Source organism: Nocardia spumae (assembly GCF_020733635.1).
GTDB classification, from domain to species: domain Bacteria; phylum Actinomycetota; class Actinomycetes; order Mycobacteriales; family Mycobacteriaceae; genus Nocardia; species Nocardia spumae.
Window position 1 is genome coordinate 6,760,136 of record NZ_JAJFZL010000001.1, and the last position, 15,349, is coordinate 6,775,484.

14 protein-coding genes are annotated in these 15,349 nt (G+C 68.3%); 6 read left to right on the top strand and 8 right to left on the bottom strand.

Features of this window, described 5'->3' with window-relative positions:
- The first annotated feature begins 264 nt into the window (after positions 1-264).
- Positions 265-2,640: a DEAD/DEAH box helicase gene (sftH, locus tag LKD76_RS30235; protein WP_227984781.1), complete on the top strand. Its 2,376-nt coding sequence runs from the start codon at positions 265-267 to the stop codon at positions 2,638-2,640.
- Between the two features lie 338 nt (positions 2,641-2,978).
- Here the strand turns inward: sftH and LKD76_RS30240 are convergent, their stop codons facing one another.
- From LKD76_RS30240 to ssd, 7 genes are all read right to left on the bottom strand, one after another.
- Entirely contained in the window at positions 2,979-3,359 is a 381-nt protein-coding gene (locus LKD76_RS30240) for an Rv3654c family TadE-like protein (RefSeq protein WP_227984783.1), read from the bottom strand.
- Complete coding sequence (locus tag LKD76_RS30245; RefSeq protein WP_227984784.1) at positions 3,359-3,670, bottom strand: TadE family type IV pilus minor pilin; 312 nt, start codon at positions 3,668-3,670, stop codon at positions 3,359-3,361. The genes LKD76_RS30240 and LKD76_RS30245 overlap by 1 nt, the downstream gene beginning before the upstream one ends.
- 62 nt (positions 3,671-3,732) lie before the next feature.
- Entirely contained in the window at positions 3,733-3,897 is a 165-nt protein-coding gene (locus tag LKD76_RS30250) for a DUF4244 domain-containing protein (RefSeq protein ID WP_255660578.1), read from the bottom strand.
- 105 nt (positions 3,898-4,002) lie between these two features.
- A complete protein-coding gene (locus LKD76_RS30255) occupies positions 4,003-4,602 on the bottom strand; it encodes a type II secretion system F family protein (RefSeq protein ID WP_227984788.1) in 600 nt (199 codons plus the stop codon).
- Positions 4,599-5,390, bottom strand: a complete 792-nt coding sequence (locus LKD76_RS30260) for a hypothetical protein (protein WP_227984789.1) — start codon at positions 5,388-5,390, stop codon at positions 4,599-4,601. The genes LKD76_RS30255 and LKD76_RS30260 overlap by 4 nt, the downstream gene beginning before the upstream one ends.
- Entirely contained in the window at positions 5,387-6,577 is a 1,191-nt protein-coding gene (locus LKD76_RS30265; RefSeq protein ID WP_227984791.1) for a TadA family conjugal transfer-associated ATPase, read from the bottom strand. The genes LKD76_RS30260 and LKD76_RS30265 overlap by 4 nt, the downstream gene beginning before the upstream one ends.
- Complete coding sequence (ssd, locus tag LKD76_RS30270; RefSeq protein WP_227984792.1) at positions 6,574-7,659, bottom strand: septum site-determining protein Ssd; 1,086 nt, start codon at positions 7,657-7,659, stop codon at positions 6,574-6,576. Before ssd ends, LKD76_RS30265 begins: the two co-directional genes overlap by 4 nt.
- A 397-nt stretch (positions 7,660-8,056) precedes the next feature.
- Here ssd and LKD76_RS30275 point away from each other — a divergent pair, with 397 nt between their 5' ends.
- Positions 8,057-8,962, top strand: coding sequence for an HAD family hydrolase (locus tag LKD76_RS30275; RefSeq protein ID WP_227985480.1), 906 nt, complete (start codon positions 8,057-8,059; stop codon positions 8,960-8,962).
- 464 nt (positions 8,963-9,426) lie between these two features.
- Here LKD76_RS30275 and LKD76_RS30280 read toward each other — a convergent pair whose 3' ends face one another.
- Positions 9,427-10,170: a Fic family protein gene (locus LKD76_RS30280; protein ID WP_227984794.1), complete on the bottom strand. Its 744-nt coding sequence runs from the start codon at positions 10,168-10,170 to the stop codon at positions 9,427-9,429.
- Positions 10,171-10,411: 241 nt separating this feature from the next.
- On the opposite strand from LKD76_RS30280, the gene acs reads away from it, so the two are divergent.
- The 4 genes from acs to LKD76_RS30300 all read left to right on the top strand — a co-directional run bounded on the left by acs (position 10,412) and on the right by LKD76_RS30300 (position 15,342).
- The gene (acs, locus tag LKD76_RS30285) at positions 10,412-12,391 is read left to right on the top strand and encodes an acetate--CoA ligase (protein WP_227984796.1); all 1,980 of its coding nucleotides are present in this window, start codon (positions 10,412-10,414) and stop codon (positions 12,389-12,391) included.
- Between the two features lie 212 nt (positions 12,392-12,603).
- The gene (nhaA, locus tag LKD76_RS30290) at positions 12,604-13,815 is read left to right on the top strand and encodes a Na+/H+ antiporter NhaA (RefSeq protein ID WP_227984798.1); all 1,212 of its coding nucleotides are present in this window, start codon (positions 12,604-12,606) and stop codon (positions 13,813-13,815) included.
- Between the two features lie 39 nt (positions 13,816-13,854).
- On the top strand, positions 13,855-14,352 hold the full coding sequence (locus LKD76_RS30295) for a phage holin family protein (RefSeq protein ID WP_227984800.1): 498 nt from the start codon (positions 13,855-13,857) through the stop codon (positions 14,350-14,352).
- 21 nt (positions 14,353-14,373) lie between these two features.
- Positions 14,374-15,342 carry an alpha/beta fold hydrolase gene (locus LKD76_RS30300; RefSeq protein ID WP_227984802.1) on the top strand — a complete coding sequence of 323 codons (969 nt, stop codon included), beginning with the start codon at positions 14,374-14,376 and terminating at the stop codon, positions 15,340-15,342.
- Positions 15,343-15,349 lie beyond the last annotated feature (7 nt).

Below are 15,349 nucleotides of genomic sequence, written 5' to 3' on the forward strand. Positions count from 1 at the left end.
TGCGACCAGGAACTAGTGAACCATGTCTGCGCGCAATTCGACAGCTGAGTTACCGACAATTTGCAAAAAAGATGATCTTGCGAATGTGCAGGTGAGGGGCACAATGCCCAAATCCAAACTTGGAGTAGGTTTGCTTGGCGATAACCGAGTGAGCGTCAGGCAAAGTGGCTGTGACGCAGATCGCTACTCGGCAGTGAAATGGCAGCTAGGACCCGGACGGCACACAGGGTTCACAGTTTCTTCGAGCCTCCGGGTCTCGGTCCGATGAATGCCAAAGGCGCGGCAACAGACCAGGCACCCGAGGAAACGATCAGCTATGGGAGATCGTTGCTGAATCGTGTCCTTTTCGGAGTGTCGGATGCGGAAAGTCGTATCACCCATGTGACCGAACTCCCGGCACGTGCGGCGCAAACCACAATCTGGCCTTCCTGGGCGGCACCGGAGGTGGTCGAGGCACTGCGTGAATCCGGTGTGGAAGCGCCGTGGTCACATCAGATTCGAACCGCGGAGTTGGCGGCCGGCGGTTCCCATGTCGTGGTGTGCACGGGTACCGCCTCGGGAAAGTCGCTGGGTTATCAACTGCCGGTACTGACCGAACTCCAGCGAGATCCACGGGCAACCGCGCTGTATATATCGCCCACCAAAGCACTGGGCGCCGATCAATTCCGGGCTGCCGCGCAGTTGACGCAGCGCGGCGGGCTGCGCGATATCCATCCGGCCACCTACGACGGCGACACCCCTTCCGAGATCAGGCAGTGGGTGCGGGCGAATGCGCGCTGGATCTTCACCAATCCCGACATGCTGCACGTGGGCATGCTCCGGGCCCATCCGCGCTGGGCACGGGTATTCCGGCGACTGCGCTACGTGGTGGTCGACGAATGCCATGCCTATCGGGGCGTTTTCGGCTCCCAGGTGGCGATGGTGCTGCGCCGGCTGCGGCGATTGGCCGCACATTACGGCGCCGATCCGACCTTCGTACTGTGCTCGGCCACCAGTGCCGACCCGGCCGCCGCCGCCGAACGCCTGATCGGCGCGCCGGTGACGGCCGTGATCGAGGACGGTTCCCCGCAGGGCGCGCGGACGGTCGCGCTCTGGGAGCCGCCGCTACTGAACGACGTCAGCGGCGAGAACGGCGCCCCGGTACGGCGGGCGGCGACGACGGAGGCGGCCCGGATCATGACCGATCTGGTCGTCGAGGGCGCGCGCACCCTGACTTTCGTCCGGTCGCGCCGGGCGGCGGAAGTGGTCGCCATCGACGTGCAGCGCATGGTGGCCGAGGTCGATCCGGGCCTGGGCGGGCGCGTCGCCGCCTACCGCGCCGGATATCTCGCCGAGGACCGGCGGGAGTTGGAGAACGGACTGTCGGACGGTTCGCTGCTGGGCGCGGCCACCACCACCGCACTCGAGCTGGGCGTCGACATCGCGGGCCTGGATGCCGTGGTGATCGCCGGTTTCCCGGGAACCGTCGCCTCGTTCTGGCAGCAGGCGGGCCGGGCCGGACGCCGCACCCAGGGGTCGTTGGTGCTGCTGATCGCACGCGACGACCCGCTCGACACCTATCTGGTCCACCACCCGCACGCGCTGCTGGACCAGCCGGTCGAGGCGACCATCACCGATCCGCACAATCCCTATGTGGCCGGACCGCATCTGTTGTGCGCGGTCTGCGAACACCCCATGACCGATGCCGAGATCCAGACCCTCGGAGTGTGGGAGGTGGCAGCGGAACTCGCCGCGGACGGCCTGATCAAGCGCCGCGAGAACGGGCGCGGCCCGGCTCGCTGGTATCCGACCTCGAGCGCCTATCCCCACGACGACGTGGATGTGCGGGCCGGAATCGGATCCCAGCTCGCGATCGTCGACGCGACCAGCGGCAGATTCCTCGGCACCGCGGATACCGGGCGGGCTCCCTCGACGCTGCACGCCGGCGCCGTTCATCTCCATCAGGGTGAGACCTACGTGGTGGACGAACTGGATCTCGAGGGCGGGGTGGCCTTCGTCCATCCCGATCAGCCGGGATGGACCACCAGCGCCCGGATGGTCACCTCCGTCACGATCGACAACCGGATCCGCGAAGACGAATACGGCGAGGTCACCGCGACACTGGCCGAAGTGCGGGTGACCCGCCAGGTGGTGGGCTATCTGCGAACCCTGCCCAGCGGGGAGGTTCTCGATCTCATCGAACTCGATATGCCGGAACAGACCCTGCCGACCCAGGCAGTGCTGTACACCGTCACCCCGCGGCTGCTGAGCGACGCGGGTATCGAGTCCCGGCGGGTACCCGGCGCCCTGCATGCGGCCGAACACGCCGCCATCGGCATGCTGCCGCTGGTCGCGACGTGCGACCGCTGGGATATCGGTGGCGTTTCCATCGCCGAACACCCGGATACCGGACTGCCCACCGTTTTCGTCTACGACGGTCACCACGGCGGCGCGGGTTTCGCCGAGCGCGGATTCACCAGGTTGCGGACCTGGCTGGCCGCCACCCACGCGGCCATCACCTCGTGTGCGTGCCCCCACGGGTGCCCTTCCTGTGTGCAGTCCCCGAAATGCGGAAACGGGAATTCCCCCTTGGACAAGGACGGCGCTGCGGCACTGCTGAACGCCGTCCTCGCGGAACTTCCACCGGATGGGCAGCGTTGACCCGTAAACGACCGCACGACCTGGCCGCATCCGATCCGTGACGCGGTGGACACCCTCAGGAGACGCCGCCGAGACCCCTGGGCACCCCGCCGGACGCCGAGCCGACCGCCGGACCGGAATAAAGAGGAATTCGCTCATGTTAACCACGCCATTGCCCTAGCGAATAATGGCCATGTGGGCATTCACATGTATGCATTTATCGGAACCCACGGGCGACGATTGTTCGGACAATTGCGCACGCGGCAATTCGACGCACCATGAATGGAAATCCGCCGCACTCCGGAAGACCGACTGTGGCTACCGTCACCCATTCTTTTCTCACACCAACCGTCCGGTATTCACGATCGTTCAACCGCGCTCCCCGGACCGGCTCGCGCGATCGCCACAACTGATCGTCTGCCCAAAAGCGTCGGCGATACCGCGGTCTCGACAGTGAGCGTCACATCCCAATCCTGGATCGAACATGTCCGGACGCGCATCCGCATTCGCCGCACCATCGAATCCGCCCGACCGCATGCGGCTTCCGATCCGGAATCCAGCGCACGGGCCGCGGCCAAAGCCGCCAGATCGGCCGCGCTCTGCGCCTGATGGCGAGCGCAGACCACACCGGCGAACTGCGCGATCAGAATCGTCACCAACAGCAATGCCGTCAGCGCCAGGCACGCGGTCACCGTGGCACTGCCCTCACAGGCTCGCCACCGGTGCGCGGACGCCCTCATCACGGCTCCCCCGGCTCGCGGGCCGCGACCGCCTCGGCACGTAGCCGCAGCATGGGCAGCAACGGTGCCCGGGCCCGCACCGTGGCCACGATCTGTTCGCCTTCGCCACGCAGTTCGACCTCGGCGCCGGGCGGCGCCACGCGTCGCGCCGTCTGCAGGGCATCGGACTCGACGCCGCGGGCAGCGAGGCGGGCCGCTTCGCGGGCGGCGTCGACACAGCGGATCTGCATCGACGCCGCCAGCAGGGCACCCAGGCAGAGCACCACGACCACCACCAAGCCCGCCAGTGCGATCGCGGCCTCGACCGTCACCGCACCGCGCTCACCCCGGCGGTCTTTCGATGAACGGATTCGGCCCGCCCGGCGACCGGATCTCACACCGTGGTGTTCAGGGCCTTGTCGATGATCTTGGTCAGCGCGTTCACGATCGAATCCCCCGTGACCACCGTATAGAGCACCGCCCCGAACGCCGCCGCGGCAATGGTGCCGATGGCGTATTCGGCGGTACTCATGCCGTCGTCGGCTACCGCCGCCTGCATGAGCCTCGAACGTAGTTCTCGCACAACCGATTGCGTTGCCGCGAACATCGGTCTCCCCTTTCTTTCCGATCGGCGCGGCCGGTCCGCACCGAACTCGTCGGGTGGTCACCACGGCCCGCCACCCAGCACTCGACCGGCCAGACCGGCGACGACCGGCACAATGCCCAGGCAAACGAAGGCCGGTAGGAAGCACAATCCGAGCGGACCGCTGATGAGTACGCCCGCGCGTTCGGCGCGCGCCGCCGTCGCGTCCTCGACCGTGGCTCGGCACTGCCGCGCCAGCTCGGCCACCGCACCCGTCAGGGATGCACCCGAGCGAGCCGATCGCCTGACCAGCCGGGCCAGGGATTGCATCTCGGCGATGGGCGCCTCCTGCGCCGCACGCTCCCATGCCGTCACCGGGTCCGCGCCCAGTGCCAGCAGATCCGCGGCGCGGCGCAGACCCGAGCACAGGGGTTCGGGTGCGGTCGGAGCGACCGCTCGAGCGGCGCCGGCCGCCGGCAGCCCCGCCCGCAGACATGACACGAGCAGGTCCAGCGCCGAGGCGATCGCGAGTGGGTCACCGGTCGATGTGCGCAGCCCGGGCCGAGGCACCGGCGAGGTGATGCCGCGCGCCGCGCGGAGCCGGGCGGACGGTGTGATCCGCCCGGGAAGGAGCATCAGGGCGGCGGCCGCCCACAGCAGTGCGAGGGAGATCGCGCTCATACCGCCACCCGCCGGGTGATGGCATCGGCCCACAGCAGGCCCGCGCCGATCAATCCGGCGCCCAGCGGCAGTACGATCGCGCCGATTCCCCTGCTCACCAGCACCTGGACCGGATGCGCGCCCATCAGTTGCCCCAGCGCGATCCCCAGCATCGGAAGCCCCGCCAGAACCGCGGCACTGGCCCGCGCACCTGCCAGAGCCGCGGTCGTACGTTCACCGAACCGCCGGCGCCCGGCGAGATCCTCCCGCGCCGCGCCCAGCAGGTCGGCCAACGCGAGGCCATGTAATTCGGCCACCTCCCACACATCCGCGACTCGACCCAATTCGGTGGTGACGGCGCATTGTCGATCGCGCAGACCATCGGCCGCCGAGCCGCCGAGCCGAGCCCGCGCGGCGCCGACCGCGAAGGCCGCTCCAACCGCACCCCCGACCTCCGCGGCCGCGACCGACGCCGCGGCACTGGGATGTGCGCCCGTGCGCAGTTCGCCGATCACAACGTCCAACCCCTCCAACAGTTTTCGGCATTCGGCATCGTGACGACGTTCGCGCCGACGGTTTCTCGACCGCACCACACCGGTGACGGCGAGCAGTGCGGCCGCACCCGCGGGGCCCGGCCCGAAGACGACCGTCGTGATCACGGCGGCAACCGCCGCCATGCGAATAGTCCACGGGCCCAGTACTTTTCGCCGTCGCTCCGGCCGCCCCGACAGCGCCCGCAAGCGGTGCCGGGGGATGGAGGTCGGCAGGACGAGCAGCGCGGCCGAACCACACAACAGGGCCGCTGTCACCGCCGCCTCCCCTCACCGAGCAGGTGCAGCAGAGCGGCTCGGGCGGGCGTGGCGGGTCTCGAATCCGCGGACCATGCCGTCTCGATCCGCACGGCGGTATCTCCGTCCCGGGTGACCAATCCGATCTCCTGCAGAATTCGCCGGCCATCACCGCGGCGACGCATGGCCAGCACGATCTGGACCGCCGCGGCGAGTTGGCTGTGCAGACCCTCCCGGCTCATTCCCCCCAGTGCCGCAAGGGCTTCCAGCCGGGCCGGAACTTCCCGGGGCGAATTGGCGTGGACTGTTCCGGCGCCCCCGTCGTGTCCGGTGTTCAACGCGGTGAGCAGGTCCACCACCTCACCTCCGCGTACCTCCCCGATGACGATCCGGTCCGGACGCATGCGCAGCGCCTGCCGAACGAGGTCCCGTACGGTGACGGCGCCCGCTCCCTCGACGTTGGCGGTACGTGCGACCAGCCGGACCACATGAGGGTGCGGCGGCGCCAACTCGGCCGCGTCTTCCACGCACACGATGCGTTCGGCCGGATCGACCCGGGCCAGCAGCGCCGACAACAGGGTGGTCTTGCCCGTACCCGTCCCGCCGACGACGAGAAAGGCCAGCCGGGACCCGACGATCTTCTCCAGCAGGTATTCCGCCTCGGCCGAGAGCGTGCCCGAGGCGGTCAGATCGCGCAGGCTGTGTCCGATCGGCCGTAGCACCCGCAGCGAGATACACGTGCCTCCCTGCGCGATCGGTGCGAGCACCGCGTGCAGCCTGACCCCGAAGCTCTCTCCTGGAGCCCGCTCGTATTCCGGGAGCCGCCCGTCCACCCACGGTTGCGCATCGTCGAGCCGGCGGCCGGCGGCCAGGGCCAGCCGCTGCGCCAGCCGCCGCACCGCGGCCTCGTCGGAGAAGCGAATCGATGTCCGTTCCAGCCCGTTGCCGCGATCCACCCACACGGCATCCGGTGCCGTGACCAGCACATCCGAAACCCGGGCATCGTGCAGCAGTGGCTCGAGCACTCCGGCGCCGGTCATCTCGGTTTGCAGGAGCCGCAGCGCCCGTAGCAGATCGGTGTCGCCGAGGACTCGGCCGGCTTCGGCGCGGATGGCGGCCGCCAGGCGGGCCGGATCGTGTTCACCGGGCTGGGCGGCGAGCCGTTCGCGAACCCGGTCGAGCAGGTCGTCGCTCACCACCGCGCTCATCGGGCACCATCCGGAAGTACCGCCAGCACCGCGTCGGCGCCCGATCGCAGCGGCCCCCGCGTCAGTGCCAGGCCACCCCGCTCGAGGGCACCGGCCAGGCCCGGCTGTGCGCGCATAGCGGAAAGCAGCGGCAGACCCAGCGCCTCGGCGATATCCCGCCCGCGCAGCCCACCGGGCGCAGGACCGCGAACCACCAACGCCTGGTTGGGATTTCGCCGCGCGATATCGGCCGCCGCGGCGCCGGCGGCCGCGACCGCGCGCAGCCGGGCGGGGACCACGAAAACGACAAGGTCGGCGACATCGAGCAGGTGATCGGTATGCGGCCCGCGGCTGCCCGAGATATCGCACACCACGAGATCACCGGCGCCACGTCCGGCTTCGACGACCGCCCGCGCCGCACCCGTTCCGATCTCGTCGGGGTACGACCCGTCCGGTCTGCTGCACGCGAGCACCCCCAGCCCCGGCGCAGCCGCTGGTAACGCGTCGTGCAGCGCCTGCGCGCCAACCCGACCGTCCTCGACCGAGAGGTCCGGCCAGCGCAGGCCGGGCACCGATTCGATACCGAGGAGCAGGTCGATACCTCCGCCGAGCGGGTCGGCATCGATGAGCAGGACTTGTGGGCGGAACCGCTGTGCGGCAGCAGCCAGTGCCAGCGCGCCGGCGAACACCGAGGCGCCCGCCCCGCCGCCGGCACCGACCACGGCCAGCACCACGCCATCACCCGGATCACGCGCGGCATAGGCGGCGAACGCCTCGATCAGCGTCTCGGTCGCCCCCGGCAGCGCGATGACCTGTTCGGCGCCGACGGCCGCCGCGGCCTGCCAATGCTCCAGCTCCGATTCGCCGCCGCCGACGAGTACGACGCCGGACCGCCGCGGGTATCCGGATGCGACGCAGGTACGGGCCGCGGCGGCGTCGACGATGACCAGTGCCGCCGCTGCCCAGACATGCCGGCCGACGGGCATCGAACGTTCGTCCAGGCCACGGTCGGCCGCGGCGGCGATGCGACGCACTTCGTCACGCAACCGGCGATCGGCGACCAGCACCAGCGCCGGAGATGGAACTGCTGCAACGGAATTCATGACCGCCAGCGTCACCCGGATCGACCGCTCGAACCAGGGCCCGAATGCCGAATGTGGACAACTCGCGGGCTGTGTACAAATCCTGGACGCCCGATCAAAGCAGAACCGGCAACCGAATATCGACGGATAAGAGACAGGACCGGTCCGAAATAGAGGACGGCCCCAGCCGGGGGGGGAGGAGGCTGGGGCCGTCGGGGTTCAGCCCCGGGGGGTCGGGCTGAACACGCCTGGACCATGTCCAGGTGCCAGCAATACTACACCCAGAAACCGGCGGCAATGCAAGTCCATCGCGACAGGAAGTTTCGGCCGCTTCCGGGCGGACGGCCGGGCCGTGAAAAGTGCCCTCGGCCGGGCTGAACACCACATCGGCGGCAAAGCTCCCTATTCTGGATTCGTGATGGCCGAGGGCGACCGATCAGCAACGGACAATCAGGCCGCCGGGGACAGCGGACACCCGGGGCACCGCAACGATGTAGCAGCGCGGCGCGCGCGCGGAACTGCTGAGACGGGGTCCACACCCCGGATCGCCGCATTCTTCGATCTGGACAAAACGGTGATCGCGAAATCCAGCGCGTTCGTTTTCAGCAGGCCGTTCTTCGATCAGGGCCTGATCGATCGCCGGACCGTCCTGGAATCCAGCTATGCCCACTTCCTGTTCATGTTGTCCGGCGCCGACCACGACCAGATGGAACGAATGCGTGAACATCTGACCAAGATGTGCGCCGGCTGGGATGTGTCGCAGATACGGGCGATCGTGGCCGAAACCCTGCACGAACTAGTGGATCCCCTGATCTACGCCGAGGCTTCGGACCTGATCGCCGATCACAAGATCCGCGGCCACGACGTCGTCATCGTCTCGGCCTCCGGTGAGGAGATCGTCGCTCCCATCGCGGCGGCACTGGGCGCCACACACACCGCGGCCACCCGCATGGTGGTCGAAAACGGCAAGTACACAGGCGAAGTCGAGTTCTACTGCTACGGCCAGGGCAAGGTCGAGGCGATCGAGAAACTCGCAGCCGCCGAACACTACGACCTGTCGCGGTGCTACGCCTATTCCGATTCCGTGACCGATCTGCCGATGCTGGCGGCGGTCGGCCATCCCACCGCGGTGAATCCCGATCGGAATCTGCGGCGCGAGGCCGTGGCCCGGGACTGGCCGATCCTGACATTCTCCAATCCGGTGTCGCTGTGGTCGCGAATTCCGGCACCGTCGAGCACCACGGTGGCCGCCTCCGTGGTGGTCGGACTGAGCGCAGTATTGGCCGGCGCGGTCAGCTACCGGCTGCTGCGCCGCCGCCGCTGAAGACGGCGGGGCGAGCACATCGCGGCTGGTCAACGACGCGCAACCCATCGATATAACCACGAATCGATGAGCCACACGCCGATTATGAGAATGTCCGAACGACCCTTGCTGTGAGGGGGCTCACAGAGTAACAATGGACGCACGGAGGGGCGGAAGGCCAAGATCGAAACGGAAGAGAAGGTTCGATCTCCCATCCGCACTTCCTAGCACGGACGCCAGGCACCCACGCGGAGCGCGCCGCGACAAGGGCAGAAGCGTTGTGGGCCTGCGAAATCCGCATTCACCTCGGCAATGGCCTCGCACAGGTTGCGGGGATGAACCGGCGGGGTGCGGATGATCGCCGAGGCCGCAGAACACAACCCGACCAGCACGCTTGGTAACCGGGTGGTCCGTGCTAGCGGGCGGTGAGGTCGGCGACGACTACGCCGCCCGCTTCGATGTGCACACCCTTTCGCGCAGGTCCGCTAAGCGGCGGCGTCGGCGATCGACCGGGCTTCGCGCGCGCCGTCCTCGAGGGCGCCGCAGCAGAAGACCACCCAGCCCCCCACACCTTCGGCCGTACCCGCGGCGAATCCGGCGACAGCATCCGAGTAGGCCTGACGGCGGCGCAACCAGAACACCTCGGGTACGCCCAGACTGTGCGGATCCAGGCCCGACGCTACCGTGACCAGACGGGCGGCCGCCCGGGCCACCACACCGTCGGCGGATCCGAAGGGGCGCAACGACATCAACTCACCGTGCACCACCGCGGCCAGTACCGGCGCCGGAGCATGCGAGGTCAGTACCGTCTGCGCCAGCAGATCGAGCCGGTCGGCGACACCGGCGTCCGCGCGCGGCCGGCCCAGTTCGATCTCGTCGGTCACCAGATCGGCGGCGGCCAGCAGATGCAATCGGGCCAGGGCCTGCAGCGGCGCCCGCTGCCACACCCCGACCAGGTTGCGCAGGCCGTCGCCGTCCAGAGCCTGCCCGACGCGCAGGGCACCCGCCAGGATCGGATCGGCGACGCGACCGTCGGCGGGCAGTTCGGTGGCGCCGCCGTCGAGGGCCGCGGACGAACGAGCCGCGCGTACCGCCGCCTCCGCGGCGGTGGTCGGCCAGCCGCGCCGGTTGGCCTTGTGCATATGAACCTCGGCGAGCGCATCGCGGGCGCGGTCGGCCGCATCACGGACACCGGGCAGGTCGACCAGGGGCTGCAGCACGTCGCTCACAACCCACACGCTAGTCGAGACGCCGGCGGTGCCCGGCAGCGTCTCGGCCCGATGTCCGGCCTTCGAGACCCGTACGCGGCGCAGGTCACAGTCCGTTAGGGTCACACCGTGGCCGCGGTCACCCCCGGCCCACGCGTATCCGATGGAAGAGGCCCGATGAGTCCGATCAGACGAGTCATCCCGCGAAGCCCCCTTGCCGGGCAGACCGGGTGCGGGCGTCCCGCAAGTTTCAGGAGGCGAGATGACCGACACCACCGCTGAGCACCGAGACGTGTATCCGCCGACCGCAGAGTTCGCCTCGGCGGCCAACGCCGACGCGTCCATCTACGATCGCGCCGCCGCCGATCGTGACGGTTTCTGGGCCGAGCAGGCGCAACGGCTGCACTGGCATCAGCCGTGGACGCGGGTATCGGATTGGGACAACGCGCCTTTCGCCCGCTGGTTCGTCGACGGCAAGCTCAACGTCGCCTACAACTGTGTGGATCGCCACGTCGCCGACGGTTACGGCGATCAGGTCGCCATCCACTGGGAGGGCGAACCGGGCGATTCCCGCGCCATCACCTACGCCCAACTGCAGGCCGAGGTCAGCCAGGCCGCCAACTACTTCACCGAACTCGGTCTGGTGGCCGGGGATCGGGTCGCGATCTACATGCCGATGGTGCCCGAGGCCATCGTGTCGATGCTGGCCTGTGCCCGGCTGGGCCTGACCCATTCGGTGGTGTTCGCCGGCTTCTCCCCCAGCGCGTTGCGTCAGCGCGTCGACGACGCCGAGGCGCGCCTGGTCGTCACCACCGACGGACAGTGGCGGCGCGGCAAGGCGGCACCGTTGAAGGAAGCCGTCGACGAGGCGCTCTACGCGCACGGCGATGTCCCGCACAGTGTGGAGCACGTCCTGGTGGTGCGCCGCACGAACATCGAGGTCGCGTGGACCGAGGGCCGCGATCTGTGGTGGCACGAGACCGTCGCGCGGGCGTCGAAGGACCACGCCTGCAGCGCCTTCGATGCCGAACATCCGCTCTACATCCTCTACACCTCCGGTACCACTGGAAAGCCCAAGGGCATCCTGCACACCTCGGGTGGCTATCTGACCCAGGTCGCCTACACCCACCACAACGTGTTCGACCACAAACCCGGCGCCGACGTCTACTGGTGCACCGCCGATATCGGCTGGGTGACCGGGCACAGCTACATCGTCTACGGTCCGCTCGCCAACCGCGCGACCCAGGTCGTCTACGAGGGCACCCCGAACTTCCCCGATGAGCACCGGCACTGGCAGATCATCGAAAAGTACGGTGTCACCATCTATTACACCGCCCCCACCCTGATCCGCACCTTCATGAAGTGGGGCCGCGAGATTCCGGATTCGCACGATCTGTCGTCGCTGCGGGTGCTGGGTTCGGTCGGCGAACCGATCAACCCCGAAGCGTGGCGGTGGTACCGCGAGGTCATCGGCGCGGGCACCGCACCGATCGTGGACACCTGGTGGCAGACCGAAACCGGCGCGATCATGATCTCCCCGCTGCCCGGCGTCACCGCCGCGAAACCGGGTGCGGCCATGGCGCCGCTGCCCGGCATCTCGGCGAAAGTCGTCGACGAGGAAGGCAACTCCGTCGAAATCAACGGAGCCGAAGCGGCATCTTCGGACCGCTCCGCGGTCGTCGGCTACCTGGTCCTCGACCAGCCGTGGCCGTCCATGCTGCGCGGGATCTGGGGCGACAACGAGCGCTACAAGGCCACCTACTGGGAGCGCTTCGCCGAACAGGGCTGGTACTTCGCCGGCGACGGCGCCAAGATCGACGCCGACGGCGCGCTCTGGGTCCTGGGCCGCGTGGACGACGTCATGAACGTCTCCGGTCACCGCATCTCCACCGCCGAAGTGGAATCCGCGCTGGTCGGGCACCACAGCGTGGCCGAGGCGGCGGTCGTGGGCGCCAGCGACGACACCACCGGGCAGGGCATCGTGGCATTCGTCATCCTCACCGGCGGCAGCACCGAATCCGGACAGCAACTCGTCGACGCGCTCAAAGCGGAGGTCTCACGCGAGATCAGCCCGATCGCCCGGCCACGCGAGATCCACATCGTGCCCGAACTGCCGAAAACCCGTTCCGGCAAGATCATGCGACGACTGCTGCGCGACGTCGCCGAAGGCCGCGAACTCGGCGACACCTCGACCCTGGTGGACCCCAACGTCTTCGAGGCCATCCGGGCGTCCAACGCCTGATCCGCACCCCTGTCGAGCGCACGTCCCGGGACCCGCCGGACGTGCGCTCGCTCCTTTCCCACCGCTTCGACACACCCGAGCCAGCGGTAATCGGCCAGGAGTGGACCGCTAAGATTCCGTACAGGAGTGCCGGGAAGTCTGGTCGGCGTGTGGTAGTCGAGCCCATCGGGCGCGCCCACCACAGTGGCCATCCGCTCCCCGAAAGGTATTCCGTGATCGTCGCGCTCCGTTCCGAACTGGCTCGCTATCTGCGCACCGAGACCGTCGGCGGCGCGCTGATGCTGATCGCGGCGGCGGTGGCGCTGCTGTGGGCCAATTCGCCGTGGCGCGACGGATATTTCGCGATGCTCGACACCACGCTCGCGATCCCGGCGCTGCATCTGGATCTCACCCTCGCCGATTGGATCAAGGACGGCTTGCTCGCCGTGTTCTTCTTCGTCGCGGGCCTGGAACTCAAACGCGAAATGGTCGTCGGTGAGCTGGCCGATCGCCGGCGCGCGGTGCTCCCGGTGGTGGCGGCGGCCGGCGGTGTGATCACACCGGCACTGATCGCAGTGGCCATCGGCTGGGGTGTGCCGGGAATGGACCGCGGCTGGGCCATTCCCGTAGCGACCGATATCGCCTTCGCACTGGCCGTGCTGGCCCTCACCGGATCGCGAATACCCGCGGGCGCCCGGGTATTTCTGCTCAGCCTGGCGGTCGTCGACGATCTGATCGCGATCGTGCTGATCGCCGTCCTGTTCACCACTTCGCTCGCCCTCGGCTGGCTGGCCGCCGCTGTCGCCTGCTTCGGGGCCTGGGCATTCGCACAACACCGGCGCATCCACACCCCGCTGGTCTACGTCCCGCTGGCCCTGGTGTCGTGGTACGCGCTGCACGAGGCCGGGATTCATCCGACATTGGCGGGTGTGATCTGCGGTCTGCTGACCCGCGTGCGCCCCGATCCGCAGGAGTACGAGGCGCCCGCGGCCCGGCTCGAACATATCTTCCAGCCGATCTCCGCGGGGTTGTGTGTACCGCTGTTCGCCCTGTTCGCCTCGGGAGTGCCGTTGTCGGTCAAGGTATTCGGTGAGATGTTCACCTCCCGGCTGTCGTTGGCGATCATGGCCGGACTGCTGGTCGGGAAGACGGTCGGCATCTTCGGAACCAGCCGGCTGGCGATGCGGTTCGGAATCGCCTCGCGGCCCGCCGGTCTCGGCAATCGGGACATCTCGGCCCTGTCGGTACTGGGCGGAATCGGATTCACCGTTAGCCTCTTGGTGGCAGAACTTGCGTTGGCCGACCGGACCGATGCCGAACTGGCGAAGGCCACCGTGTTGATGACGTCCTTGACAGCGTCGCTACTCGGTTCGGCGCTACTGTTGCGGCGTGGCCGGGCGCATCAGGCGTGGCGAGACGCGAGGGCGGCCACCGCAGACGAGTGAAGGCCGGACAGCACCGGGACATGGAGAAGGGTCGAGCAATTGAGCGTCACAAACGGCGGTAACGGGCACGATTCGGGCCGTAATCGGACCATCACCTCGATTCCGCTGTCCGAGGTCGATACCACCGCGAACGCCAGCGTGGGTGATCTGGTGCGCGACGCCACCGAGCAGATGTCGACACTGGTCCGCGCCGAGGTGGAACTGGCGAAAGCCGAGGTGACCGGCGAGATCAAGAAGGGGCTGCAGGGCAGCGTCTTCTTCATCGGCGCGCTGACGGTGCTGCTGTTCTCGTCGTTCTTCTTTTTCTTCTTCCTCGCCGAACTGCTGGATGTGTGGCTGTACCGGTGGGCGGCGTTCCTGATCGTCTTCGCGCTGATGATCGTCGTGGTCGTCCTGCTGGGCCTGCTGGGTTATCTGAAGGTACGCAAGCTGCGGGCGCCGGCGAAGACCATCGAATCACTGAAGGAGACCCGGTCGGTGCTGCCGCACGGCTTCGGATCGCACACCGACGGCGCGGCCGACAAGCCGACTGCCTGACGCGGCTATTACGCTTTCGGCGTGTCGTCGAATTCGCTTCCCGATCCGTCCAGCGTCCGTTTCGACGGACCGTGGACGCATCGCGATGTGCACGCCAACGGCATCCGCTTCCATATCGCCGAGGGCGCGGGGGACGATGCGGGTGATCCCGCGCGGCCCCTGGTGGTCCTGCTGCACGGCTTCGGCGATTTCTGGTGGTCGTGGCGGCATCAGCTGACCGGACTGACCGAGGCCGGTTACCGCGCGGTCGCCGTCGATCTGCGCGGTTACGGTGATTCCGACAAACCACCGCGCGGGTACGACGGCTGGACGCTGGCCGGAGATATCGCCGGACTCGTACGCGCGCTCGGGCACAGCGATGCCACGCTCGTCGGCCATGCCGAAGGCGGTCTGGTGTGCTGGGCCACCGCGGTGCTGCATCCACGGGTGGTGCGCTCGATCGCGCTGATCGCCTCCCCGCATCCGGTGGCATTGAAGCGGGCGATCCTGCGCGATCGGCACCAGCGCGCGGCCTATCTGCCGAATTTCCTGCGCTACCAGCTGCCGCGCTACGGCGAGCAGTTGCTCACGCGACAGGGAGGATTCGAAATCGAACGGCTGGTTCGCGATCGGGTCGATCCGCGCTGGGCGGGCACCGCGGAGTTCGTCGACACTGTGCAGCGCATGCGCTCGGCGATCCGGATCTCCGGTGCGGCCCACTGTGCGCTGGAATATCAGCGCTGGGCCTTCCGCAGCCAGTGGCGTCCCGACGGCCGCCGTTTTCTGTCCTCGATGCGGGAGCCGGTTCGCGTTCCGACCCTGATCCTGCACGGCGAATTCGACCGCTACATGCTCGAGTCGACCGTGCGCGGTGCGCGGCGGTTGTCACCGGATCGGCGCTTGGTGCGGATTCCGGATGCGGGGCATTTCGCGCATCAGGAGAATCCGGAGGCGGTCACCGCCGAACTGGCGAAGCTGCTGGGCGATCCGGCGACCGCCCAGCGCGTCTGAGCCACGG

Excerpts from the sequence above, each read along its gene's own strand:
- sftH (WP_227984781.1), top strand. The coding sequence starts at position 265 with ATGAATGCCAAAGGCGCGGCAACAGACCAGGCACCCGAGGAAACGATC.
- LKD76_RS30240 (WP_227984783.1), bottom strand. The coding sequence starts at position 3,359 with ATGAGGGCGTCCGCGCACCGGTGGCGAGCCTGTGAGGGCAGTGCCACG.
- LKD76_RS30250 (WP_255660578.1), bottom strand. The coding sequence starts at position 3,897 with ATGCAGGCGGCGGTAGCCGACGACGGCATGAGTACCGCCGAATACGCC.
- LKD76_RS30255 (WP_227984788.1), bottom strand. The coding sequence starts at position 4,602 with ATGAGCGCGATCTCCCTCGCACTGCTGTGGGCGGCCGCCGCCCTGATG.
- LKD76_RS30265 (WP_227984791.1), bottom strand. The coding sequence starts at position 6,577 with ATGAGCGCGGTGGTGAGCGACGACCTGCTCGACCGGGTTCGCGAACGG.
- ssd (WP_227984792.1), bottom strand. The coding sequence starts at position 7,659 with ATGAATTCCGTTGCAGCAGTTCCATCTCCGGCGCTGGTGCTGGTCGCC.
- LKD76_RS30275 (WP_227985480.1), top strand. The coding sequence starts at position 8,057 with ATGGCCGAGGGCGACCGATCAGCAACGGACAATCAGGCCGCCGGGGAC.
- acs (WP_227984796.1), top strand. The coding sequence starts at position 10,412 with ATGACCGACACCACCGCTGAGCACCGAGACGTGTATCCGCCGACCGCA.